Genomic DNA, 22,497 nt, shown 5'->3' with positions numbered 1-22,497 from the left:
CCCCGTTCGAAGGCGCGTCCATGCCGTTGTCCACGGCTTCGCCAACCAGACTTGATCAACCAGGATTCGCCCCGCGCCGCCCATGCCATTTCTCCCGATCCAGTCGTTCACGCGCAAACGACTTTCCGACGTGGTGTCCGACCAGATCAAGCAACTGATCTCGGACGGCGCGCTAATGCCCGGTGACCGCTTGCCGGCCGAACGCGATCTGGCCACGCAGCTCGGGGTGTCGCGGCCGTCGTTGCGGGAAGCGTTGATCAGGCTGGAAGCGGACGGGTATATTGAAACGTCGGGGCGGGGCGGCTTCACGGTCGTCGACGTCACCGCGCCGATCATCTCCAAGCCGCTCGCGGAACTGCTACTGCAAAATCCGCGCACCAGTGCCGATATTCTCGAACTGCGCCAGGGTCTCGAATCGATTTCGACGGTGTATGCCGCCGAGCGCGCCACGCCAGCCGATCTGCAGAAGATCACCGAGGCGTTCGAAGCATTGAAGGCCGGTTCGCAGTCGCAAGACCGTGTGAATCTCGCGGAACTGGATGCCGCGTTTCATCTCGCCATCGCGGACTCCACACATAACATCGCGCTCGCGCATGTGATGCACGGCATCCATACGCTGATTCGCGAAGGCATGCGCCAGTACCATCGTCTGATCGACTACGACGACGCGATGGAAAAGCAGTTGATGAGCCAGCATCAGGCCATCTACGACGCAGTCATCGCCCGCGACGCACAAAAGGCGCGCAAGGCCGCCGAGCGTCATCTGACCTATGTGCGCGAGATGTACAAGGACGACGCGGCGAGACCGTCGCCGAGCGTGATTTCCTGAGTTGCCGGCCTCTGGCCGACGCCTCATTTCCTGATTTGCCGACCTCCTGACCACCGCTTTTGCCCACGCGCGGGCAGCGGGTTGCGTGCGCCCATAACCGCGCTGAGGCCTGTCCAGTCTGCTTCATCAACGTTCTCGCGGTTGACACCGCCCGGCGACTTCCTTATATTTCTTGGTCAGACCAACAATACCAGTCTTACTGACCGGCCGCGAACACGCTGCCGGCAGGAAATGCCTGCGCCGCCATGATTCCGCACTAAAGTAAGTGAATCAGCGGCCGCCGCATTTCATTCAAATGAGCCTATGAAAGTCGCCCTGTTTATCCCGTGCTTCATCGACGCGTTCTATCCCGAAGTAGGGATCGCCACGCTCGAATTGCTTGAACGCTTCGGCATCGAGGTCGACTATCCGCAGGAGCAAACCTGCTGCGGCCAGCCGATGGCCAACAGCGGCGCGCACACCGAGGCAGCCGGCGCCGAGCGCGTGTTTGCGCGCAACTTCGCCGGCTACGACTACATCGTCGGACCGTCGGCGAGTTGCATTCATCACGTACGCGAGCATCTGACCGCGCTCGAGCAGACTGATGAAGTCAGAAAGGTTCGCGCCAACGCCTACGAACTCGTCGAGTTTCTGCATGACGTGCTCGGCGCGCGTGAGTTTCCGTGGGCGGAGTTTCCGCATCGCGTCGGCCTGCATAACAGTTGCAGCGCGCTACGGCATCTGAAGGAAGCGTCGGTCTCGGAGATCTCCGCGCTGCCGTTTTCGAAACCGCGCACCTTGCTTGAAGGTGTGAAAGGCATCGAATTCGTCAAACCGTCGCGGCCCGACGAATGCTGCGGTTTCGGCGGCACGTTCTCGGTGACCGAAGAGCCGGTGTCGGTGCGCATGGGGCAGGACAAGGTTCGCGATCATCTCAACGCGGGCGCGGAGTACATCGTGTCGGGCGACATGTCGTGCCTGATGCACCAGCAAGGTTGCGCGGAACGCATGAAAGCCGACGCACGCTTCATCCATATCGCGCAGGTTCTCAACGGAGCACGCGCATGAGCCGCATCGATCACGCGAAAGCCGCGGGCGCTTTCATCAGGAAGACGGAGCACGTCGCGTTTCACGACAAACGTCTATGGGATTTGCGTGAGAAGCGCGATGCGCAGGCGCACGGCATCCCGGAGTGGCAGACGCTGCGCGAACTGGCATCGGGCATCAAGGAACACACGCTGTCGCATCTGTCCGACTATCTCGAACAGTTCGCCGCTGCGGCCGAAGCAAATGGCGTCGTGGTGCATTGGGCCGCGACCGCCGAAGAGCACAATGCGCTGGTCCACCAGATCATGTCCGAGCGCGGCATGACCACGCTCGTCAAAAGCAAGTCGATGCTCACCGACGAATGCAAGATGCGCGAGTATCTCGAACCGCGCGGCATCACGGTGATGGAGACCGATCTCGGCGAGCGCATCCAGCAGCTCGATCATCAGGACCCGAGCCATATGGTGGTGCCCGCGGTCCATAAACTACGCGCCGATGTGGCTGAACTGTTCGGTCGAACCATCGGCACCGATCCGCAAAACAGCGATATTCACTACCTCGCTGAAAGCCAGCGGATGAATACGCGGCCGTATTTCGTGCGCGAGAAAACGGCGGGCATGACGGGCTGCAATTTCGCGGTGGCGGAGACGGGCACGGTGGTCGTGTGTACGAACGAGGGCAATGCCGACCTGTCGGCGAATGTGCCGCCGTTGCATATCGCGTCGATCGGTATCGAGAAGCTGATTCCAAAGGTGTCGGACCTCGGCGTATTTATCCGCATGCTGTCGCGCAGCGCGCTCGGTTCGCCGATTACCCAGTACACCTCGCATTTCCGTGCGCCGCGTCCGGGCGCCGAGATGCACTTCATCCTCGTCGATCATGGCCGCTCGGAGCGGCTGGCGATGGAGGATTTCTGGTATTCGCTCAAATGCATTCGCTGCGGCGCGTGTATGAACACGTGCCCGGTGTATCGGCGCAGTGGCGGCTTGTCGTATGGCGGCACGTATTCGGGGCCGATCGGCGCAATCATCAACCCGACCTTCGACCTGAAGCGTTATAGCGCGTTGCCGTTCGCGTCGACGCTAAACGGCAGTTGCACGAATGTGTGTCCGGTGAAGATCAATATTCACGAGCAGATCTACAAATGGCGAACGGTGATCGCAGAACGTCATGAGGTGCCATTCGTGAAGCAGGAAGTGCTGAAGATGGCGGGGCGCCTGCTTGCGAGTCCGACGCTGTATCGGGCGACAGTGTCGTCGATGGGCGGCGCGCTGCGGCGTTTGCCGAATTTCGTGCTGTATAACCCGCTCAACATCTGGGGCCGGCAGCGTGAGTTGCCGGAGGCGCCGAAGCTGACCTTCCACGCCTGGTACAAGAAGAATCGTGGAGGTGGCGATGGCAACGCGTGAGGCTTTTCTGGCAAAGGTGCGTGAGGCGCAGCCGCCGGCGCGTCCACGGCCCGATGCGCCGCTGTTCGCTTCGGCGGGCGGGGACTTGCGGGCGCGCTTCACGGCAGCATTGCAGGCGATGGGCGGCACGTGCGTCGAAGCGCGGGCTGCGGGTGACGTGCTTGCGCTGATCCGTGAGCGGTTCGGCGATGCGGCGTCGGTGGCGTCGGCGACGCCCGAAGTGCCCGGCACGCGCGCGATCACGGCCGAAACCGAACCGGCGTCGTTGCAGGATATCGAGGTGGGCGTGGTGCGGGGGCGCTTCGGCGTGGCTGAAACCGGCTCGGTGTGGTTCAGCGAGCGCGAGTATGTGGTCAACTCGCTGGGGTACATCGTGCAGCATCTGGTGGTGCTGCTCGATCCGGCGCAGTTGCTCGACGGCTTGCAGGACGTGTACCGTCGCGACGACTTCCGCGATGCGCGCTATGCGGCGCTGGTTACCGGCCCTTCGGCCACCGCGGATATCGAAGGCGTGCTGATTCGTGGTGCGCAGGGGGTGCGATCGTTGACAGTGGTGTGGGTGGAGGCCCCGCAGGCACAGCGAGGAATCTAGCGCGTGAGCGGGCTCCCGCTCACGCCGCTTTGGCTTTGGCCGATCGCAGCAGAACTTCGGCGGCAGCCCAAGCCTGCGAAGCCGGCCCGGGATCATTCGCCGCGCGTGCGTTGACGGTTGCCCCATCGAGCAACATCATGAAGACATCCCCAAGGCGTTTTGCCTCAGACGCCGGCATGAGACCCTGCAGCAGTTCCGCTATCCAGGTGGTCATCTTTGTCCGATATTGGATGGCTACGCCCGAGATCTTGGGGTACTCGGTGCCAAACTCCGCCAGTGCGCGTTCAAACAGGCAACCCGCGAATTCTGGCGTCGCGAACCAATCGCCATACCAGTCGAAAATTGCCTTGACCCGTTCCTCCGGAATCTCAAGCGTCTGCAGACGGGCTTCGATACTGCCGACGATCAGCGCATAGCGTTGCAGCAGCACCTCCCGGATCAATTCGTCCTTGCCTGAAAAGTGGCGGTATAGCGTCATTCGCGCAACGCCGGAGTCGTCGATGATCCAGTCCACGCCGACGGCCTGGAAACCGTGCATCGAAAACAGTTGGGTGGCTTTATCGACGACAAGTTGTCGTTTGCTTGCACGCATGCAGATCACGCTCTCACTAGGGCTTGTTTCAAAAAATCTTAACACCAGACGTAACTCAGCTTCGTTGCCGTCTTTGTAGAACGATCTATATCATATGCGTGACATTCTGCCCACATATAGGAAAACGCGCTTTCTGGATTGGCCGGGGCCGGCCCAGGCGATTTCGGGCGACGAGGACCAGTGAGCGGATTCTCCATGCGCATACGGAGCGGGTATCGACGCGTACTTATATTTTGATATCATCACTGTATAAACATACAGGTTTCGTAAACGCTCCGTGGCGATAGATGCTCCGTCGGACCCCCGTTCTGGTGTCCCTTATTACCTGCTGAACTTCGAGCGTGCGCTGGCGTGGCTCGCCGAGCGTTACGACGATCTGCTGGACGCGCACGAACACGGTTTCCTGCGCGATTTCGCCGCTTTGCCGCAGCCCTCGCGCGCGTTGCTGGTTCGCATGCTGATGCGCAAGGGCACGCTGTTCCGCGCCAGCCGCCTGTCTTATGACGAGATCGGTTGTCCTTTGCAGGCAGTTGCACCCTTGGCAATGCTCGGTTGGGTCGACACGGAACCCGTTCTGACGCTCGACGATCTGTTCGCGCTCACCACGCGCCCCGAGTTGCTGCTGATCTTGGCGGACGCCATCGCGTTGATTCCCGGCGCGAAAGGCTTGCGCAAACCCGATCTGCTGGAAACGCTGCGGCCGTTTTACGAAAGCGAAGGAGCGGGTGAGGGCGAATGCGACGAACGAGGCGCCACCGCGCAGCCGTTGTCCGCGTGGCACGCCCAGACCACCGACCGCGTCTTCCACGTCGCCATCGCGCCCCTTTGCGAGCGTCTGCGCCTCATGTTCTTCGGCAATCTGCAGCAGGACTGGTCGGAGTTCGTGCTTGCCGATCTCGGCGTGTTCCAGTACGAGAAGGTTGCGTTCGCGCCGTCGTCGCGCGCATTCCAGCAACGCGAGGACGTCGACGTTTATCTTGCGTTGCATGCATGCCGCGAAGCGCTCGAATGGCTCCCCGCGGGTGACGCGGAGTCAGAGGCGATCGACGAGCTCGTCGTCGCGATTGCTGCGATCGAAACCTCAAACCCGTGGCTCGAAACGCGTCGCGCGAAACTGCTGTTTCGTATCGGCCAGCATTGTGAGCGTCAACAGAACTGGCGCGCAGCGCTCGCTGTCTATGAGCGCTGCGCGTGGCCTGGCGCGCGCCATCGGCGCTTGCGAGTGCTGGAACGCAGTGAGCGATTTGACGAAGCCTTCGCCCTCGCTTTGCAAGCCGCTGCGAAACCTGAAAGCGAAGAGGAAGCGCAGCGCATCGAGCGCATGTTGCTGCGTTTGCAGCGCAAGCGCGGCGAGCGTGTGGCGCGTGTGGCTGCAGCTCGCCCGGTTGAGCGCAGCACACTGGTTCTGCCGAGGCCAGACGCGCCACAACCGGTCGAATACGTCGCCCGCGATCATTTGACTTGCGACGCGGCGCCGGTTCATTACGTCGAAAACGCGCTGATCAACTCGCTGTTCGGCTTGCTGTGCTGGGAGCCGGTGTTCGCGGCGCTGCCCGGCGCGTTTTTTCACCCGTTCCAGCGCAGACCGGCCGATCTGCATGCGCCGGATTTTCATGCGCGCCGCGCCGCGCAATTCGCCGCGTGTCTCGCGCAACTCGACAGCAGCGCCTATCGCGAGACGATTCTGCGGCATCTGCAAAGCAAGGCGGGATTGCAATCGCCGTTTGTATTCTGGGGCTTGCTGACGCAGGAACTGGTCGAGTTGGCGCTCGACTGCCTGCCTGCCGCGCATCTGAAACTATGGTTCGAGCGCTTGCTGCGTGACATCCGCGGCAACCGTTCGGGCCTGCCGGACCTGATCCGGTTCTGGCCGGCCGAGCGCCGTTACGAGTTGATCGAAGTGAAAGGCCCCGGCGACCGCTTGCAGGACAACCAGATCCGCTGGCTCGCGTACTGCGCGCAGCACGGCATGCCGGTGCGCGTGCTCGACGTGCGATGGGCCGATGAAGAGATCGTCGCGTCGGAAGTCGTGACGGAGATCACGCCGTGACCTACGTGGTCGCCGTCCGGGCGATGTGCGAATTCACTGCGCGGCGAGGCGATCTGGATCTGCGCTTCACGCCCGCGCCCACCTCGCTGGAGGGCATGGCCGGCCATGTGACGGTCGCCGGGCGGCGCGCGAGCGGCTACGAAGCCGAAATTACGCTGACCGGCACGCATCGCGGTTTGACCGTGCGTGGCCGCGCCGACGGTTACGACCCGGTGTCGAACCGGCTGGAAGAGATCAAGACCCATCGTGGCGCGCTCGAACGGATGCCCGCCAATCACCGCACGCTGCATTGGGCGCAGGCGCTGGTGTACGGGCACCTGTTGTGCCAGACCCGTTCGCTCGCTGAATTGACGGTCGCACTGGTGTATTTCGATGTTGGCAGTCAGAAGGAAACCTTGCTGACCGAAACGCACACCGCGCGTGAGCTGGAGATTTTCTTCGTCGAGCAGTGCGAGCGCTTTCTCGATTGGGCCGTGCAGGAAGAGGCGCACCGCGCCGCGCGCAATGCCGCGCTCAGTGCGCTGCAGTTTCCGCATGGCCAGTTCCGAAGTGGTCAGCGCGAACTGGCGGTGTCGGTGTATCGCGCTGCGCGTGACGGCACGCCCTTGATGGCGCAGGCGCCGACCGGCATCGGCAAGACGCTGGCGACGATTTTTCCGCTGCTCAAGGCGTGTGCGTCGGATCAGATCGACCGCGTGTTCTTCCTGACCGCGAAGACGCCGGGCCGCGCGCTTGCCCTCGATGCGATCGAAACGCTCCATCGAAGCGCCGAGCCGACTTCCGCGCGCTTGCCGCTGAGAACCCTGGAACTGGTCGCGCGCGACAAGGCCTGCGAGCATCCCGACAAGGCCTGCAATGGCGAGTCCTGTCCGCTCGCCCGCGGTTTCTACGACCGGCTCGACGCGGCCCGCAGCGCGGCGTTGGCCGGACCGCGGCTCGACCGGGCGTCGGTGCGCGAAGCGGCGCTCGGGCACGACGTCTGCCCGTACTATCTCGCGCAGGAACTGGCGCGCTGGTCCGACGTGGTGGTCGGCGATTACAACTACTACTACGACAGCAGCGCGATGCTGTACGCGCTCACGCAGATCAATCAGTGGCGCGTCGGCGTGCTGGTCGACGAGGCGCACAACCTGCTCGAGCGGGCACGGCGCATGTACAGCGCGTCGCTCGACCAGGCGGCGTTCCGGCTCGCCCGTAAAACCGCGCCTGCGACGTTGAAGAAGCCGCTTGATCGGCTTCAGCGCGAGTGGAATGCTGTGAAGCGGGCCCAGACCGACACGTATCAGGTCTACGCTGATGTGCCAGGCAAACTGCTTTCGGCTGCACAGAATCTGATCGGCGCGGTGACGGATCAACTCGCCGAAGCGCCGCTTTCCATCGACGAAGCCTCGCTGCGATTTTTCTTCGACGCCATGCATTTCGTCGCGCTGGCGGAGCAATTCGGCGAGCATTCGATTTTCGACATCACGCTCACCACGGATCGCTACGCGCCGCGCGACAAAAGCAGCAGCATGCTGTGCGTGCGCAACGTGATCCCGGCGCCGTTCCTCGCAGGGCGTTATGCTGCCGCGCGGACCACGGTGATGTTTTCGGGCACGCTCAACCCGCATCATTTCTATCGCGACACGCTGGGTTTGCCGGAGCGGACGAACTGGCTCGAGGTCGAAGGGCCGTTTCGCGCCGAACAGTTGCAGGTGCGTGTGGCCGGCAACGTATCCACGCGCTGGCGTGATCGCGAACGCTCGCTCCTGCCCATCGTCGATCTGATCGCCAAGCAGTACGCCGCGCAGCCGGGCAATTATCTCGGCTTCCTGAGCAGCTTCGAGTATCTGCAACAGGTGATGAGCTTGATGCGCTCGCGTCATCCGGAACTGCCGGTATGGGCACAGGAACAGGGCATGGACGAGGCCGCGCGCGACGCGTTCCTAGCGCGCTTTCGCACCATGAACCAGGGCGTCGGCTTCGCGGTGCTAGGGGGCGCGTTCTCCGAGGGTATCGATCTGGTTGGGCAGCAGCTGATTGGCGCCTTCATCGCGACGCTCGGCTTGCCGCAGATGAACGACGTGAACGAGCAGATGCGCCGCACGATGGACGCGAAGTTCGGCAACGGCTACGACTACATGTATCTGTATCCGGGCTTGCAGAAGGTCGTGCAGGCCGCCGGCCGCGTGATTCGCACGGAGCAGGATCAAGGGGTGGTGCATCTGATCGACGACCGGTATCGGCGGCCGGAAGTGCGGCGGCTGTTGCCGCGCTGGTGGCAGGTGCAATAAGCAAGCGCAATGAGCCGCTCATCTCTGGCTCGCAAGCCCATCTCTTTACCTCCCAGGTAATCGACCTGCCTACACCCGCCAGGCAAAGTGGCGGCACGGCACAACGATTCCGACCCAAGGTAAGGAGACTTCCATGAACGCGACCGCACCGTATCTCACCGACGAGCCCAACACGATCCGCACCGCCGATCACACGCGCCTTTTCTACCGCGATTGGGGGCAAGGCGCGCCGCTCGTGTTCCTGTCCGGCTGGACGCTGAATTCCGACATGTGGTCGTATCAGATGGAGCCGCTATCGCGCCTCGGCTGCCGCTGCATCGCTTATGACCGCCGCGGCCACGGCCGTTCGAGCGATCCCGGGCGTGGCTACGACTTCGACACGCTCGCCGACGATCTCGACAGCGTGCTCAGCACACTCGATCTGAACAATGTGACACTGGTCGCGCATTCGATCGCGAGCGGCGAAGCGGTGCGTTACCTGACGCGGCACGGTTCGGAACGCGTGGCCCGGATTGCATTCATCGCGCCGGCAGCCACGCCGTATCTGCTGAAAACCGAAGACAACCCGAACGGGATCGACGCCGTACTATTCGAGCAAGGCCGCCTCGCGCTGAGCCGTTCCTTCCCCGACTGGATCGAGGCGAATGCCGCGCCGTACTTCGGCCCGGGTGTGTCGCGCGCGCCGCTCGACTGGACGATCCGCATGATGCTGCAAACCTCGCATCAGGCCATGCTCGAACTCGCCCGCGTTCAGACCATCACCGATTTCCGCGCGGAGCTGGCCCGCGTCCGGGTGCCGTCGCTCGTCGTGCACGGTGATCGGGACGCCTCTGCGCCGCTCGAGCTGACCGGACGGCCGACCGCGGCGCTGATCGAAGGCGCTTCATTGAACGTCTACGAAGGCGCCGGCCACGGCCTGTACTTCACTCATGCGGAGAAGCTGAACCAGGATTTGCTGGCGTTCCTGGGCCACCGGCCGGTTTAGGGTCGACCGGCACTTGATCTTCAACCGGTGCGTCGGCCTTGCCGGCCGCCGCTTTCAGCGAGGCGTCGGCAGGCGCCGTTGAAGGCGGTTCGCTCTTCGCAGCAGCGTTGGGGCCTACGTCCGGCGCGCCGTTCGATTCGACTTTGGCCGGTACGCTCTCAGGGTCCCACGTCAGCAAATGCCGCTGCGGGTTCGCGATTTCGATGCCGCGCGCGCTGAACTGGTCGAGAATGCGCCGGTTGAATTCACGCTGCACGCCCCAGCGCGCAGTGTCGCGGCATTGGATCTGCCCGGCCAGCGTGACCGCCGAACCGTCCACGCCGTCCACGCCCCAGAAGCTGAAGTCGGACAGAATGCCGTCCTTGAACTTCTCGTCTTCGCGCAGCGCGGCGCCGATTTCCTTCAGCGTGGCGATTGCCAGATCGACGTCCTCGCCGAACACGATATTCACTTTCACCGCGGCATTGCCGAGTCCGCGATTGGTGTTGTTCACTGTCGTGACCGAACTGAATGGCACGGTGAAGAGCGAACCGTCGCTGCCGCGCAAGCGAACGGTGCGGATCGACAGATATTCAACCGTACCCGATACGCCCGCGAGCGTGACCCAGTCGCCGACCTGCATGGCGTTTTCCATCAACAGGAACATGCCGGTGATGAAATCCTGCACCAGCTTTTGCGAGCCGAAGCCGAGCGCCACGCCGAAAATACTCGCGCCCGCCAGCAGCGGCCCGATGTTCACACCGAGTTCGCTCAGGCCGGTGAGCACCACGACCAGCGCGATCACGCAAAAGAGCGCGCTGCGCAGCATCGGCAGCAGGGTACGCAGACGTGCGGCGCGCACGAGGTCGCCGCTGGTGGTCCAACGGTCCAGCCGCCGTTCGATCGACACGTTGGCGCCTTCCCACACCACCAGCGCGATCACCGCGGCGACCCCGATCGTGACCAGCGCCGAAGCCAGCCGATGGCCGATCGACCCGGCCCGGAACAGTTCGCCCACGTCGACGCCCCAAACCTGCAGCAGCGCGAGCGCGGTGACAATGCCGATGAGCCACGCGACGACCCGCCGCAGCAGCGGGTAATAGCGGTAGGCATGCTGTTGCACGAGCGACTTCTCCGCGTCGCCCTGTACGTTGAAGAGCCGCGCCATGGCGCCGAAAATTACGATCGCGACGACTCGCGCGCCCACCAGAATCGCCAGCGTAATACCGCCGAGATGCAGCAGGGTGCGATAGCCGTTCTGCACGTCGAGCGCCCAGATGGACCACAGCGCCATCACCACGAACGCCGCGAATCCGGCCCACGCATCGGCGAGCGCGTTGCCGAACATTTCCAGCGATTCGCTCGCGGCAAAGCGCCTGCGGATCAATTCGCCGACCGGCTTCCTGCATTTCAGAATCAGAATCGAGATCATGATGTGGCCGGCGAGCGCGACCACTTTCATCAGCGCGAGATGCGCCGCGTCGTTCAAGCCGAGCGACTGCGCGATCTCCGCGATCGCCGAACCGGCGCCGACCACGGCGACGATCCGCACGATCCAGCGCTGCACGAAAGCAGCCCACGCATCGCTCATGCGCAACAGGCGCAGGCGGGGTGCGCTCGGCTGCAGGAAGAAGCCGCTGACGATCACAATCAGGCGGCACAGCACGTAGATGTCGATCAGCGAATCGAGCGCGCGATCTTGCGGCGTGCCGTCCTCGGTGACGATCGACATCAGTGCGCTCGCCGCGCCGACGAACACCGCCAGCGGCAACAGGCGCAGCACCATCGTCAGGAGCGCGCGCGGCAGGCGCTGCAGCAGCGTCAGGTGATGCACGGCCTTCTGCTCGCCTTTGGCGTCGGTGGCTTTGCCGGTGGTGGGCGTAGGCGTTGCTATGGCCGCGCCGGGCTTCGCCGCCTGTGCCGTTGCATCGGGCGAAGCCGGTGAAACGGGCAGCGGCGGCGCGGCATTCGGCGCATCGGCCGGTTGCGGCTGGACGTCGACGGGCAGGTCGGCTTGCAATGCCCCGTCTTCATCGCCACGTTCGCGGCGCGCGGCAAGGGCCATGTACGCACGGCGCAACAGGCGGCGCGCGAGCCATTCGAGCGCGAGCGCGGGCAGCAGTGCCGCCAGCAGCGACCATGCGACCTGGCCGAGCACGCCGCGCGCTTGCGGGCTGGTCGATTGCCAATGCCACCAGGCACGCACCGAAGCGAGGTCAAGCAGCGCGGCGACCGAACTGCGCAATGACTTGCCGAGGTGTACAGCCCAATGCGCGCCCTGACGCGCCAGTTGCGAGGCGAGGCCATTGGACTTGAAGGCGGCTGGGACGAGCGCGCTGGCGCTGCTGGCCGCGGCGGGTGCCGACGCAGCCGCGGCCGTCGAGGCCGGTGGAGCGCTGAGTGCGCCCGCTGCGGCGATTGCCTGTAGCGTGTCGCTGACTTGCGCGCGGCGTGTGGGGTCATTGAGGACGCTGAGGGCCTGGCGGGCCTGTTCGGGCGTCAGGGTAGGCGCGACGCCGGATGCGGCTGAGGCGGCGGGTTGCGCCGCGGCAGCAAAGACCGGCGAGGCGCTCAGAAGGAGAAAAATGACAAGCCAGGCTTGGAGTTTTTTGCGCATAGGGTGTAAGGCGGGGTACCAGGTGCGGACGGCGGTGCCGGGACGCGCAGGTCGATTCGGCGGGGTGACCTTGGACCGACACGCGTTTAGTCGTACAAGTTCCATCCGCGGCGGGTATTGGTGTTCACACGGAGGTTCGGCCAGTTGGTCCGAATTGTAACGTCAGGCAGCAGAAAGCTTGCCCGACCGAGGCGCAGTCCGCGGCGTAGCGCGCAAGGTCGCGCGGCTTGAAACCTACTGAGGCGGCAGGCGCCGTGGGACAAGCGGCCATGCGCGGACGCAGCCCCGCGCGGGGCTGCGTCGTCAAAAGGGTTGGCGCGAAAGCACACGGGCTCCGCACTACAGGGTGCTCAGGCCCGGCAATGCCTATTCCGTTGCTTCCACCGAATCCGTCGCGGCCACGCCGAGCGTGCCTTCGACCACCTCGGTGAAGGTGCGCTCCTCGCGCAGAATGAAACGCTTCGTCTGCGCAAACAGGAAATTTTCCCGGGCTTCGGCGTCGGAGCGCAGCCGCGCCCGATACGTTTCGTACGCGGCGAGGCTGTCGAACGCGATCAATCCCCAGGCGACGTCGTTGGTCCCTTCGTACGGCAGAAAGTAGCCGATCAGATGGCCGCCGCAGCGCGGAATAATGCGGCCCCAGTTGCGAGCGTAGTCGTTGAAGGCTTCGCGTTGGAACGGGTCGATCTGATAGCGGATGAAGCAGGTAATCGTCATGTGCAGGCTCCCGATCGGGTGGGGGTGGTTTGAAGCAGGTGAGTAGCAGTATGAAGACTGCTCGACTGCGACGTTTCACTGCGTTCTGAACGGTCGTTGAGCGGGGGGCGGCATTTAATGGCCGTGCTCAATGGCGGTATGAAGGCCCGCTCGGATCGCAAGCGGCGCGGTGCCTCGGGGCCTACCTCTTAACTTGGTGCCGTCGTTTTTCCACTAGCCTTGCGGATCGTCAACACCGCGAGCGCCGCGCCGGCCAGCGCGCACATCGCCGATACCAGCGCCACCGCCCGCAGGGCCGCCCCGAGCGCTTCGGCTTGCGCGCGCGCCACTTCGGCTCGTGTGGCGGCGTCCGTTGCGCCTAGCGCCGCCGAGCTCGCATTCATCGTGTCCTGCGTCAACCGTGCCGACTCACGCGCCGCTTGCGGCACGTTCGACGCAGCGAACCGCGCGTCGAGCGCCGCGTCGTGCGACCACACGAACACGATCCCGAGCACCGCGATCGCCAGCAGACTCGCCACCCGGGCGACGGCGTTATTGATGCCCGAGGCGACGCCAGTGCGGGCGGCGGATACAGATGTCATCACCGTCGTCGTCAACGGTGCGACGGTAATCGTCATGCCGAGCCCGAGCACGACCAGCGCCGGAAAGAAGCCGCGCCAATAGTCGCCGCGGACCCACGGCAGCGCGAGCATCGCAAAGCCGATCGCCGCGATCACCGGCCCGACGCCCAGCAAGTCCCGTGCGCCGTAACGGCTCGTCAGACCACCGGTGAAACGCGACAGCAGGCCGATCGTGACCGGCACCGGCAGCAGAGCGGCCCCCGCCTCGGTCGCGCTATAGCCATACGCGCGGATCAGCGTGAACGGCAGGAAGAACAGCGCACCGCCCAGCCCGAAATAGAGCAGCAGCGTGACGAGATTCGCGCCGACGAAGTCGCGCGAACGAAACACGTCGAGCGGCATCATCGGATTGCGGGCCTTCGCTTCGAGCATCACGAAGCCGGACAGCACGACGAGGCCGCCGAGGATCAACGCCAGCACCCAGCGGTCGCCGAAGCCGCGCGCCGAGGCGATGGTCAGGCCGTAGGTCAGCGCGGCGAGCCCTGCGGCTGCCGTGATCGCGCCCGGCAAGTCGAGCCTCGGCAGCGCTTGCCCTTTGTGCGCGGGATCCGGGTCCGATGGATCGTTCTCCTGCCGGCTGTCCGGCACGGCGACGATCGCCAGCGCGATGGTTGCGCACGCAATCGGTACGTTCAGAAAGAAAATCGCCCGCCACGAAAACGCATCGACGAGCCAGCCGCCCGCCACCGGCCCGACCGCCGACGTGATCGCGCCGACGCCGGCCCAGGTGCCGATCGCCTTGCCGCGCTCCTTGTCATCGAATACCGAGCCGATGATGGAGAGACTGCTCGGCACCAGCATTGCAGCGCCGATGCCTTGCACGGCGCGCGCTGCGATCAGGGCGCCGACGCCAGGCGCCAGGCCGCAGCCGATCGAGGCCAGCGTGAACAAGCCGATTCCCGCGATGAACACGGTGCGCCTGCCGAGCTTGTCGCCGAGCGAACCGCCCACCAGCACTAGCGCGCCGAGAAACAGCAGATATGCGTTGACGACCCACTGGATCGCCGCGACGCTCGCGCCCAGTTCGGTCTGGATCGACGGCAGCGCGACGTTGACCACGGAGCCGTCGATGAACGCCATGCTCGAACCGAGGATGGTCGCGGCGAGCGCGAGCTTTTTGCGCCGGCACGGATGATCGAAGCTGAGGGGCTGAGCGTGGATGGCCAACGCGTCGCACGGGCTCGCCTGGGCGGGGAGCGCGGAGGAAGGGCGGCGCACGAGCGCCGGGGCGTGCTGATCGGCCACGTCCACTCCAGGGTGGATGAACGGCTTTCAGCATACCAACGCCAAGGGAGAACCGATAGGCGGTTACGGCGCCAGGCCGGCCGAGCCGCGTGAGGCGGCGCGGTCGCGGCGCTATTTGCGGAGATTTGCCCGTTCAGGCGACCTTAGGTCAAACCTGCGAGGTCAAACCAGCGAAGGCGCCTGCCGCTCTGCCTCGTCATCGGCATCCGCACCGCCGCCGTCGACGTTCGACGCGCGTCCGGCCGCCGGGTCCTGATGCAGCCGGCTTGCGTGCATCAGGCGATACAGTGTGGCCCGCGAAATGCCGAGCTCGGCCGCGGCTTCGGACAATTTGTAGCCGTGCCGCTGCAAAGCATGCTCGATGGCGTCCTTTTCGGCCTTGCTGCGGATCTCCGCCAGCGTCACGGCCGGCCCGTTGTCGGTTTCCGGCAGGCCGAGGTCGCTTGCCGTGATAAAGCGGCCCTCGCTCATCACCACGGCCCGGCGCACGCAGTTGATCAGCTCGCGCACATTGCCCGGCCACGGATAGTTCGACATGGCGACGATCGCGTCGCTCGACAGCCCGCGCAATTTACGCGCGCCGTCCTGCCGGTACATGCTGAGCGCATAGTTGGCGAGCAGCTTGATGTCACCGCCGCGCTCGCGCAAGGGCGGCTCGACGAGCCGCAGCACGCACAGGCGGTGATACAGGTCGGAGCGGAAGCGGCCGTCTTCGACAGCTTTGTCCAGATCGACGTGGGTCGCCGAAATCACCCGTACGTCGACGTTGATCGGCCCATTGCCGCCCAGCCGCTCGATGGTGCCTTCCTGCAGGAAGCGCAGCAGCACCGCCTGGCATTCGTGCGGCATATCGCCGATTTCATCCAGAAACAGGGTGCCTTCGTTAGCGCTTTCGATCCGGCCGATCTTGCGCTGCAACGCGCCGGTAAAGGCGCCGCGCTCGTGGCCGAACAATTCGGCCTGCAGCAGGCTCGGCGGAATGGCCGCGCAATTGATCGCGACGAAGGCGCGGCCGGCACGCGGCGAGCGCTCATGAATCGCACGGGCGGTCAGTTCCTTGCCAGTGCCGGATTCGCCGGCGACGAACACCGGTGCATCGGTCACGCCGCATTTGTCGATGCGCCGGTATAACTGCTGCATCGCCTCGCATTGCCCAACCATGCCGTGCCGGCCGAGCGAAGGCTCGGGGGCGGCCGGCGCGTGCCGCAGGCTCGACAGCCCGTGCGCGTGGCCGAGCGCGAAGACCAGCCGCTCGTTCAGCCAGGGCCGGGTGACGAAATCGAAGCAATAATCGAGGATGAAGCGGCTGACCAGTTCGTCGTCCGACTGGCCCGGCGCGATCTGCGCGACCCAATTGGTTTCGACGCGACGCATGCAGGAGGCGAGAGCGGACAAATGCTGGGACGTGCAGTCACCCGGCAATTCGACGAGGCCGACCTTGATATTGTCGCGCTCGATCATGCGTTCGGCGATTGCCGTGCTTTTGGCGTGCACAGCTTGCCAGCCGGATGCGGCCAGGAAGCTGGCCAGATCCCGATCGGGCGAGTTCGACACGTATAGAACGGTGCGTTCGGTGTCGACAGGCGTGCAAGTCGTGTTCATGTGACCCCCGGATTGTTGCTGCTCTCAGAACTGCTCTTCGACGAACTGGACAGACCGGCAATGACGAATTCACGGTAGCGGCAATGGCGGGGACGCAGAGCGGCGGCATAAACCGCGAGGTGCTACGCGTCGGACAGATAGCAGGACAGCATTTAACGGTGAGGCCGCCTGACTATTTCATCCCCGAATCACAAAAGCCGTTTTCTACCTCCATGGTCTGGCAGACGCGCTCTACGTGGCGCATTGCTTAACGATAAGCGAAAGTGCTTTCGAGCGCCATACAAACAAATCTGGATTCAGAAACGTTTTTCCCGCTTTAACGCGCCTTTTTGCGGTTCAAAAATGGTTGGTCAACCTCGGTTATGTGCGAAATCCCACATAGCGTTGCAAATCGCAGGGTGGTCGTCGTGCAACGGATGCCGCACCGTCGAATCACCGTGTCTCAAGCTTGCGACATTTTGGGCAAGGGCTGCGAGAGCTGTTTCGTGGCCCGAAGCATCGGCATATTTGACCGGGCTACGTCGCAAAGCGTGGCCGGACAGGGGGCGGCCAGGCGCGCGTCCAGGCCCGCCGACAGGTAGATCCTTCTGCAGCGCGTTGGAGGATGAACGCCGCGCGTGTCAAATCCGAATCAACGTGTGCCGTGAGGCAGGGTCCAGCGGGGTGCGCGGCAGCGAAATTCACCGTGCATCAAGGGGTTGAGAGCGCATGGCACAGCCATTGCAATAGGAGCTTTACAAGCGAATGCATTGCCGCCCGCTCCGGTAGCTCGGGGAAAGCAGCCGGAGCCCGGCGGTGAACATCGTCTTCGTAAGCGCGGCCGGGGAAGCCAATGTGTCTTACGAGGGTGTGGCGGGGCCACTGAAAAACGGACGTCAAAAAAGTGGGCTGAATGGTCGATGCGGAGCATCGGTCATTCTTCACCGGACGACGTAAAACGCTGACCTCGCCATTTTTCCGTCAGACTGGACGGACCTGGCGTTGATGGCCGAAATTAAATTGATCGCAATAGCGACAGGTACCGTGCTCGAGCACATTGCGGGCACGCGACGTACAGCACAGAGCAGGGGCGGGGCAGCGCACGGTCAGGACCAGCCGGCGCGACGATGCGGGGAGGATGGTCTTAGTCTCCATAGAGGGGCGCGCTTCACGAGGTGGACTGGGCGCCGTGCCGGCGCGATTGCGCGGGCACGGCCTACCTGGACGCAGGCTTGAAATGGCTCACCATTCGGGGGTTGTCATGAAAACGATCAGCAAGTTGGCCGCACCGCGGCTGGACCATCACACCATGGCGCACGGCGCCGTTCTCTCCTATCAGCGTCTTGTCGCACGGCCGCGTAGCTTGTTCGCCGCACCGCCGGCCGATCTGTTCACGCTGGTGATCGCCGAGGCGATGAAACGCAAGGCTCAACCCGAGATTCAGCGCGATGCGCTGCGCGACGCGATCCATGAGATGCCGCCGTCGCCCGAACGAGGCTGCGAGCGCGGTGCGGACGTCGACCCAGCCGGACCCGACGATTACATCTGAATCTCGACTGTTATCGGCGCGGCCTTGTCGGCCGGATGGCTTCAGGCCGCCGGTCGTCGCCGCCTTCGCAACTCAATTCCGCCGCGGAACCCACCCGATCACCGAAACTCGCCCGCCAGAATCGAATTCAGGCGGGCGTGGCATGATATGGACATTCGTCCGGTGTGACTGCTACGCTGCGACACTGACGGACCGGAAGCCTTCATGAAGCAGGCTTGAATAATAATTCGCATATCGAAACGAGTGTGCAATGACAAAGACCACACCTTCGCGGGAATTCGATGGTGAGGGCCGTCTCCAGGATGCCACGATCGTGGGTCCGGCGGGCGCGGCGCCCGGCGCCGACGGTGGAGAGGGCGTGGCGCCGGCTGGCGGCATGCGTGAGGCGTTGGTCGAAATCCTCGCGCGCGTCGCCGCGGCGCTCATGTTGAGTCTCTTCACTTACGCCGCGGTCAAGCAATGGCTCGCGGCGCCCACACGGATCACCTTGCTGCTGCTGGTGGTCAGTGCGTTCATGACCCTGGGGTTGTCGCTGTTTGCGCGGGTACCCATGCACCGTGACTGGACGCCTTTCGCTTTCATCTGCTCGGTGGGCGGCACGTTCTATTTTCTTGCGGTGCGGCTTTCGCCCGGCACCCAACTTATTCCGGAGGCGGCCGGCGCTTCGCTGCAGCTGCTGGGGATTTTGTGGCAACTGTTCGCGAAGGTGTCGCTGCGCAGGTCGTTCGGCATTTTGCCCGCCAATCGCGGAGTCGTTTCCCGCGGGGCTTACCGGTTCGTGCGTCATCCCATGTATCTGGGGTATTTCGTGACGGACGTGGGGTTCTTGCTGGCGAACTTCGGGATTCAGAACGTGATTGTCTACGGATGCCAGTTTGCGCTGCAGGTTGGACGCATTGTGCGGGAGGAGCGGCTCCTGTCCGACGACGAGCGGTATCGGACGTACAGGGGTAAGGTGCGGTTCCGGGTGATTCCGGGCGTGTTTTGACGGTGTATCGTGTAGTTTTTCTCGCGGTGCAAGCCGCAATGAGCCGCAATGAGCGGCGCTAAACGGCAAACCCCCAATCCGCCTGACTACCTCTGATCGATCCGCACGAGCGCCACATCATCCATGCAAAGCGATCCAAACCCGTTCCACGACATGGCGTCGATTCTGTCCAATCCGATCCTCAACACGGATTCGTACAAGGCGTCGCACTACCTGCAGTATCCGCCGGAAGCGTCGGCGATGTTTTCATACATCGAGTCGCGCGGCGGGCGCTACGACCGCACGTTGTTCTTCGGCCTGCAGATGCTGATCAAGGAGTATCTGTGCCGGCCCATCACGCCGGCCATGATCGACCAGGCGAAGGCGTTCTTCACGGCGCATGGCGAACCGTTCAACGAAGCCGGCTGGCGCTACATCGTCCAGCAGCATGAGGGCTATCTGCCCGTGCGGATTCGCGCGGTGCCGGAAGGCTCGGTCGTGCCCACGCACAACGTTCTGGTCACGGTCGAATGCGACGATCCCGAGGTATTCTGGCTGGCCTCGTATCTGGAAACGATGTTGCTGCGCGTGTGGTATCCGATTACGGTCGCGACGCAAAGCTGGCATCTGCGCAACACGATCCGCGCGTATCTGGAGAAGAGCAGCGACGACCTCACGCAATTGCCGTTCAAGCTGCACGATTTCGGCGCGCGCGGCGTGTCGAGTGCGGAGTCGGCGGCGATTGGCGGCTCGGCGCATCTGGTCAGTTTCATGGGCTCGGATACGGTGCTCGGTGTGGTTGCGGCAAACCACTACTACAACGAACCGATGGCGGCGTTTTCCGTGCCGGCCGCGGAGCACAGCACGATCACCTCATGGGGGCGCGAGCGTGAGACCGACGCATTCCGCAACATGATCGCGAAGTTCGGCAAGCCTGGCGCGATCGTTTCGGTGGTGTCCGATTCCTACGACCTGTTCGCCGCGCTCGAGGTTTGGGGCACGACGCTGAAGCAGGTCGTGCTCGACTCCGGCGGCACGCTGGTGATCCGGCCTGATTCCGGCGATCCGCTGACGATTGTCCTGCAGACCATGCGGGCGCTCGAGGCGTCGTTCGGTTCGACGGTGAACGGCAAGGGGCGGCGCGTGCTCAACAACGTGCGCGTGATTCAGGGCGACGGCGTGAATCCGGATTCGATCGGGGCCATCCTTGCGGCCATGGATGAGGCCGGCTTTGCGGCAGACAACATCGTCTTCGGCATGGGCGGCGCGTTGTTGCAGCAGATCAACCGCGATACACAGCGCTTCGCCATGAAGTGTTCGGCCATCCGGCTCGGCGATGAATGGCATGACGTACGCAAGGACCCGGTCACAGATGCCGGCAAGCGGTCGATGAAAGGGCGGCTTACGTTGCTGGTGAATCGTCACACAAGCGAGTATCGGACAGTGACGCTACCGGTGGCGTGGGATGACCGTACCGTTGAAGGGGATTGGGACGAGGCGCTCGTCACGGTTTTCGATTCTGGAAAATTGCTCGTCGACGCGGCGTTTTCTGAAATCAGGAAGAGGGCTCACGCGGCTGAAGGTTAGCCGGCTGTTTGGCCCAACATGTCAGCTCACATACCAGACCGATAAGCCTCTGGCATCAACGTCAATCCGACAAGGGCTGCCTTCCCGCAAGCGGGCATCTTCGTTCGCGATGTCGAAGCGCACCCCCGCGATATTCAGACGGACATACCGCTCGCCGCGCCGTAATTCGACTGCGTCCACCTTGCCGGAATAGGCGCCGCCGGGTGAAATAAGCACGGCGTGGGACGAGATGCGCCACATCACCCGTTGCCCGGCGGGAATCGCAAAACCGCTATCGCCGGTCGCGATCGTCAACCCATTGCCAATCTCGACTCGCCCGGGCGCAGTCATCAAACCTTCGCCGACGTTGTGCAAGCCGAGCAGTTCGGCGACGCGCATCGATGCCGGCCGTTCGAACACCTCATCGATGGAACCCGCCTGCAGCACGCGGCCCTGTTCGACAACCAGCACTTCGTCGGCAAGCAGAGCCGCTTCGTCGGGATCGTGTGTGACGATGATCGTCACCGCCGCGATCTCGCGCTGCAACGCGCGCAGGGACTGCTGCAAACGACGCCGCCGGGGCGTATCGAGCGCCGCGAACGGCTCATCGAACAGCAGCAATTCGCTGTGACGCGTGAGTGCTCGTGCCAGCGCCACGCGTTGCCGCTGACCGAACGACAATTGATGCGGCAAGCGCGCAACCAGTTGCGCGAGGCCGAGATGATCGAGCCAGTAACGCGCGCTGGCTGCGTCGGCGTCGACGGGAAACGCGAGTTGCTGCGCCACCGTCATGTGCGGGAACAGGCCGTAGTCTTGTGGCATGTAGCCGATCTGGCGGCGCTCGGGCGGCAGTGTGCTCAAGTCGGTTGTGCCGAGCCGGACGGAACAGGCTGCGTTGGATTCGAGCCCTGCAATCAGACGCAATGCGAGGGATTTGCCGGATCCCGAAGGGCCGATGATCGCAAGCCGCCGCGTGGCAGGCGCCCATGCGATGTCGAGTTCGAACGCGCCTAATCGGCGCTGCAAATGAAAGGCGAGGCGAAGGTCGGAAGTTTCGCCCCGGCTCGTCGTCAGATCCGTGCCGGGTTCCAGCGCGTCGTCGCCGTTTTCGGTTTGTTCGAGCGAGGCTTTCTGCCGAAGGCTATATATCGACAATGCCGCGCAGACAATCGCAATCGCGAGCGTCGGCAGCAATAACGGCATCATCGCCGGCAGGCCCTGGCCACCGAATACGACGTACGTGTACACCGGCAGCGAATACGGGTGATAGGCCACCATCACCGTCGCGCCGAATTCGCCGAACGCACGCAACCAGGCCAGCGCAAGTCCCGCGCGAATCGCCGGCCACGCAACCGGCAACATCACGCGGAAGAATCGGCTGCCTGCATGATGGCCGAGCGTCGCGGCCACGTCGTCGAGCACGGGGTCCACGGCGGCGAACGCGGATTTCGCGGCGATGATCAGGAAGGGCGCGGCCACGAAGATTTCCGCGAGCACGATGCCGGCAAACGAATCCGTCAGCGCTCCGTTGGTGAAGCGGCCGACCCAGCTATAGGGCCCAAGCAGAAACAGCAGCAGCACGCCGCTCGTGAGCGGCGGCAACGCAAGTGGTAACTGAACGACGAAGCCGAGCAGCGCCATCTTGCGCGAGTTCGAGCGCGCCAGCAGATAGCCGAGCGGCACGCCGCCGAGCAGAATCACGAACGAGGCCACGCTGGCGCTCGCCGCCGAGATGCCGACCGCCGACCACACCGCGCGCCAATCGACATTCGGCCAATCGGCCGCGCCGAGTTGCGGCACGCTCGCGATAAACGGCGCGCACAAATAGACGGCAAGCAGCGCGGCCAGCCATAGCAACGGCCGCGCGGCGGACCGCTTCACCGCCTGTTCCACTGCTTGT

Annotated in this window: 16 protein-coding genes; 10 read left to right on the top strand and 6 right to left on the bottom strand. The window is 63.9% G+C overall.

Going from position 1 to position 22,497, the window contains the following annotated elements:
• Window positions 1-82 precede the first annotated feature (82 nt).
• The 4 genes from M0D66_RS11855 (at window position 83) to M0D66_RS11840 (ending at window position 3,856) form a co-directional block, all read left to right on the top strand.
• Window positions 83-829, top strand: coding sequence for a FadR/GntR family transcriptional regulator (locus tag M0D66_RS11855; protein WP_093635837.1), 747 nt, complete (start codon window positions 83-85; stop codon window positions 827-829).
• Window positions 830-1,132: 303 nt separating this feature from the next.
• A complete protein-coding gene (locus tag M0D66_RS11850; RefSeq protein WP_211706701.1) occupies window positions 1,133-1,876 on the top strand; it encodes a (Fe-S)-binding protein in 744 nt (247 codons plus the stop codon).
• A complete protein-coding gene (locus M0D66_RS11845) occupies window positions 1,873-3,264 on the top strand; it encodes a lactate utilization protein B (RefSeq protein ID WP_211706700.1) in 1,392 nt (463 codons plus the stop codon). Before M0D66_RS11850 ends, M0D66_RS11845 begins: the two co-directional genes overlap by 4 nt.
• Complete coding sequence (locus tag M0D66_RS11840; protein ID WP_211706699.1) at window positions 3,251-3,856, top strand: LUD domain-containing protein; 606 nt, start codon at window positions 3,251-3,253, stop codon at window positions 3,854-3,856. The genes M0D66_RS11845 and M0D66_RS11840 overlap by 14 nt, the downstream gene beginning before the upstream one ends.
• 19 nt (window positions 3,857-3,875) lie before the next feature.
• Here the strand turns inward: M0D66_RS11840 and M0D66_RS11835 are convergent, their stop codons facing one another.
• Window positions 3,876-4,448 carry a TetR/AcrR family transcriptional regulator gene (locus M0D66_RS11835; RefSeq protein ID WP_200620546.1) on the bottom strand — a complete coding sequence of 191 codons (573 nt, stop codon included), beginning with the start codon at window positions 4,446-4,448 and terminating at the stop codon, window positions 3,876-3,878.
• A 277-nt stretch (window positions 4,449-4,725) separates the two neighbouring features.
• Between M0D66_RS11835 and M0D66_RS11830 the strand changes: the two genes are divergently transcribed.
• From M0D66_RS11830 to M0D66_RS11820, 3 genes are all read left to right on the top strand, one after another.
• Window positions 4,726-6,498: a VRR-NUC domain-containing protein gene (locus tag M0D66_RS11830; protein ID WP_211706698.1), complete on the top strand. Its 1,773-nt coding sequence runs from the start codon at window positions 4,726-4,728 to the stop codon at window positions 6,496-6,498.
• Window positions 6,495-8,771, top strand: a complete 2,277-nt coding sequence (locus M0D66_RS11825; RefSeq protein WP_211706697.1) for an ATP-dependent DNA helicase — start codon at window positions 6,495-6,497, stop codon at window positions 8,769-8,771. The genes M0D66_RS11830 and M0D66_RS11825 overlap by 4 nt, the downstream gene beginning before the upstream one ends.
• A gap of 133 nt (window positions 8,772-8,904) precedes the next feature.
• Entirely contained in the window at window positions 8,905-9,756 is an 852-nt protein-coding gene (locus M0D66_RS11820) for an alpha/beta fold hydrolase (RefSeq protein WP_211706696.1), read from the top strand.
• Here the strand turns inward: M0D66_RS11820 and M0D66_RS11815 are convergent.
• The 4 genes from M0D66_RS11815 to M0D66_RS11800 all read right to left on the bottom strand — a co-directional run bounded on the left by M0D66_RS11815 (window position 9,695) and on the right by M0D66_RS11800 (window position 16,536).
• Window positions 9,695-12,352 (bottom strand): mechanosensitive ion channel family protein, encoded by a 2,658-nt coding sequence (locus M0D66_RS11815; protein WP_266210780.1) that lies wholly within the window; start codon window positions 12,350-12,352, stop codon window positions 9,695-9,697. The two genes, M0D66_RS11820 and M0D66_RS11815, sit on opposite strands and share 62 nt — an antisense overlap.
• Before the next feature lie 366 nt (window positions 12,353-12,718).
• On the bottom strand, window positions 12,719-13,069 hold the full coding sequence (locus M0D66_RS11810) for an NIPSNAP family protein (RefSeq protein ID WP_093635818.1): 351 nt from the start codon (window positions 13,067-13,069) through the stop codon (window positions 12,719-12,721).
• A 188-nt stretch (window positions 13,070-13,257) separates the two neighbouring features.
• Window positions 13,258-14,934 (bottom strand): MFS transporter, encoded by a 1,677-nt coding sequence (locus M0D66_RS11805; RefSeq protein ID WP_211706694.1) that lies wholly within the window; start codon window positions 14,932-14,934, stop codon window positions 13,258-13,260.
• A 162-nt stretch (window positions 14,935-15,096) separates the two neighbouring features.
• A complete protein-coding gene (locus tag M0D66_RS11800) occupies window positions 15,097-16,536 on the bottom strand; it encodes a sigma-54 dependent transcriptional regulator (RefSeq protein ID WP_093635814.1) in 1,440 nt (479 codons plus the stop codon).
• Window positions 16,537-17,824: 1,288 nt separating this feature from the next.
• Between M0D66_RS11800 and M0D66_RS11795 the strand changes: the two genes are divergently transcribed.
• The 3 genes from M0D66_RS11795 to M0D66_RS11785 all read left to right on the top strand — a co-directional run bounded on the left by M0D66_RS11795 (window position 17,825) and on the right by M0D66_RS11785 (window position 20,618).
• Window positions 17,825-18,064, top strand: a complete 240-nt coding sequence (locus M0D66_RS11795) for a hypothetical protein (RefSeq protein ID WP_211706719.1) — start codon at window positions 17,825-17,827, stop codon at window positions 18,062-18,064.
• Window positions 18,065-18,440: 376 nt separating this feature from the next.
• Window positions 18,441-19,052, top strand: a complete 612-nt coding sequence (locus M0D66_RS11790) for an isoprenylcysteine carboxylmethyltransferase family protein (RefSeq protein ID WP_200651893.1) — start codon at window positions 18,441-18,443, stop codon at window positions 19,050-19,052.
• 123 nt (window positions 19,053-19,175) lie between these two features.
• Window positions 19,176-20,618, top strand: a complete 1,443-nt coding sequence (locus tag M0D66_RS11785; protein WP_211706693.1) for a nicotinate phosphoribosyltransferase — start codon at window positions 19,176-19,178, stop codon at window positions 20,616-20,618.
• Window positions 20,619-20,639: 21 nt separating this feature from the next.
• Here M0D66_RS11785 and M0D66_RS11780 read toward each other — a convergent pair whose 3' ends face one another.
• The gene (locus M0D66_RS11780) at window positions 20,640-22,478 is read right to left on the bottom strand and encodes an ATP-binding cassette domain-containing protein (RefSeq protein WP_211706692.1); all 1,839 of its coding nucleotides are present in this window, start codon (window positions 22,476-22,478) and stop codon (window positions 20,640-20,642) included.
• Window positions 22,479-22,497: the final 19 nt, after the last annotated feature.

It is taken from the genome of Paraburkholderia sp. SECH2 (genome assembly GCF_030464795.1).
Lineage (GTDB): Bacteria > Pseudomonadota > Gammaproteobacteria > Burkholderiales > Burkholderiaceae > Paraburkholderia > Paraburkholderia aspalathi.
The sequence above is the reverse complement of the archived record's forward strand: the minus strand, read 5'-3'. Positions and strand labels throughout refer to the sequence as shown.

What these genes read in the sequence shown, in the direction of transcription:
- M0D66_RS11785 (WP_211706693.1), top strand. Translation starts at nt 19,176, where the DNA reads ATGCAAAGCGATCCAAACCCGTTCCACGACATGGCGTCGATTCTGTCC.
- M0D66_RS11855 (WP_093635837.1), top strand. Translation starts at nt 83, where the DNA reads ATGCCATTTCTCCCGATCCAGTCGTTCACGCGCAAACGACTTTCCGAC.
- M0D66_RS11835 (WP_200620546.1), bottom strand. Translation starts at nt 4,448, where the DNA reads ATGCGTGCAAGCAAACGACAACTTGTCGTCGATAAAGCCACCCAACTG.
- M0D66_RS11800 (WP_093635814.1), bottom strand. Translation starts at nt 16,536, where the DNA reads ATGAACACGACTTGCACGCCTGTCGACACCGAACGCACCGTTCTATAC.
- M0D66_RS11840 (WP_211706699.1), top strand. Translation starts at nt 3,251, where the DNA reads ATGGCAACGCGTGAGGCTTTTCTGGCAAAGGTGCGTGAGGCGCAGCCG.
- M0D66_RS11820 (WP_211706696.1), top strand. Translation starts at nt 8,905, where the DNA reads ATGAACGCGACCGCACCGTATCTCACCGACGAGCCCAACACGATCCGC.
- M0D66_RS11790 (WP_200651893.1), top strand. Translation starts at nt 18,441, where the DNA reads ATGCGTGAGGCGTTGGTCGAAATCCTCGCGCGCGTCGCCGCGGCGCTC.
- M0D66_RS11810 (WP_093635818.1), bottom strand. Translation starts at nt 13,069, where the DNA reads ATGACGATTACCTGCTTCATCCGCTATCAGATCGACCCGTTCCAACGC.
- M0D66_RS11815 (WP_266210780.1), bottom strand. Translation starts at nt 12,352, where the DNA reads ATGCGCAAAAAACTCCAAGCCTGGCTTGTCATTTTTCTCCTTCTGAGC.
- M0D66_RS11845 (WP_211706700.1), top strand. Translation starts at nt 1,873, where the DNA reads ATGAGCCGCATCGATCACGCGAAAGCCGCGGGCGCTTTCATCAGGAAG.
- M0D66_RS11850 (WP_211706701.1), top strand. Translation starts at nt 1,133, where the DNA reads ATGAAAGTCGCCCTGTTTATCCCGTGCTTCATCGACGCGTTCTATCCC.
- M0D66_RS11795 (WP_211706719.1), top strand. Translation starts at nt 17,825, where the DNA reads ATGGCGCACGGCGCCGTTCTCTCCTATCAGCGTCTTGTCGCACGGCCG.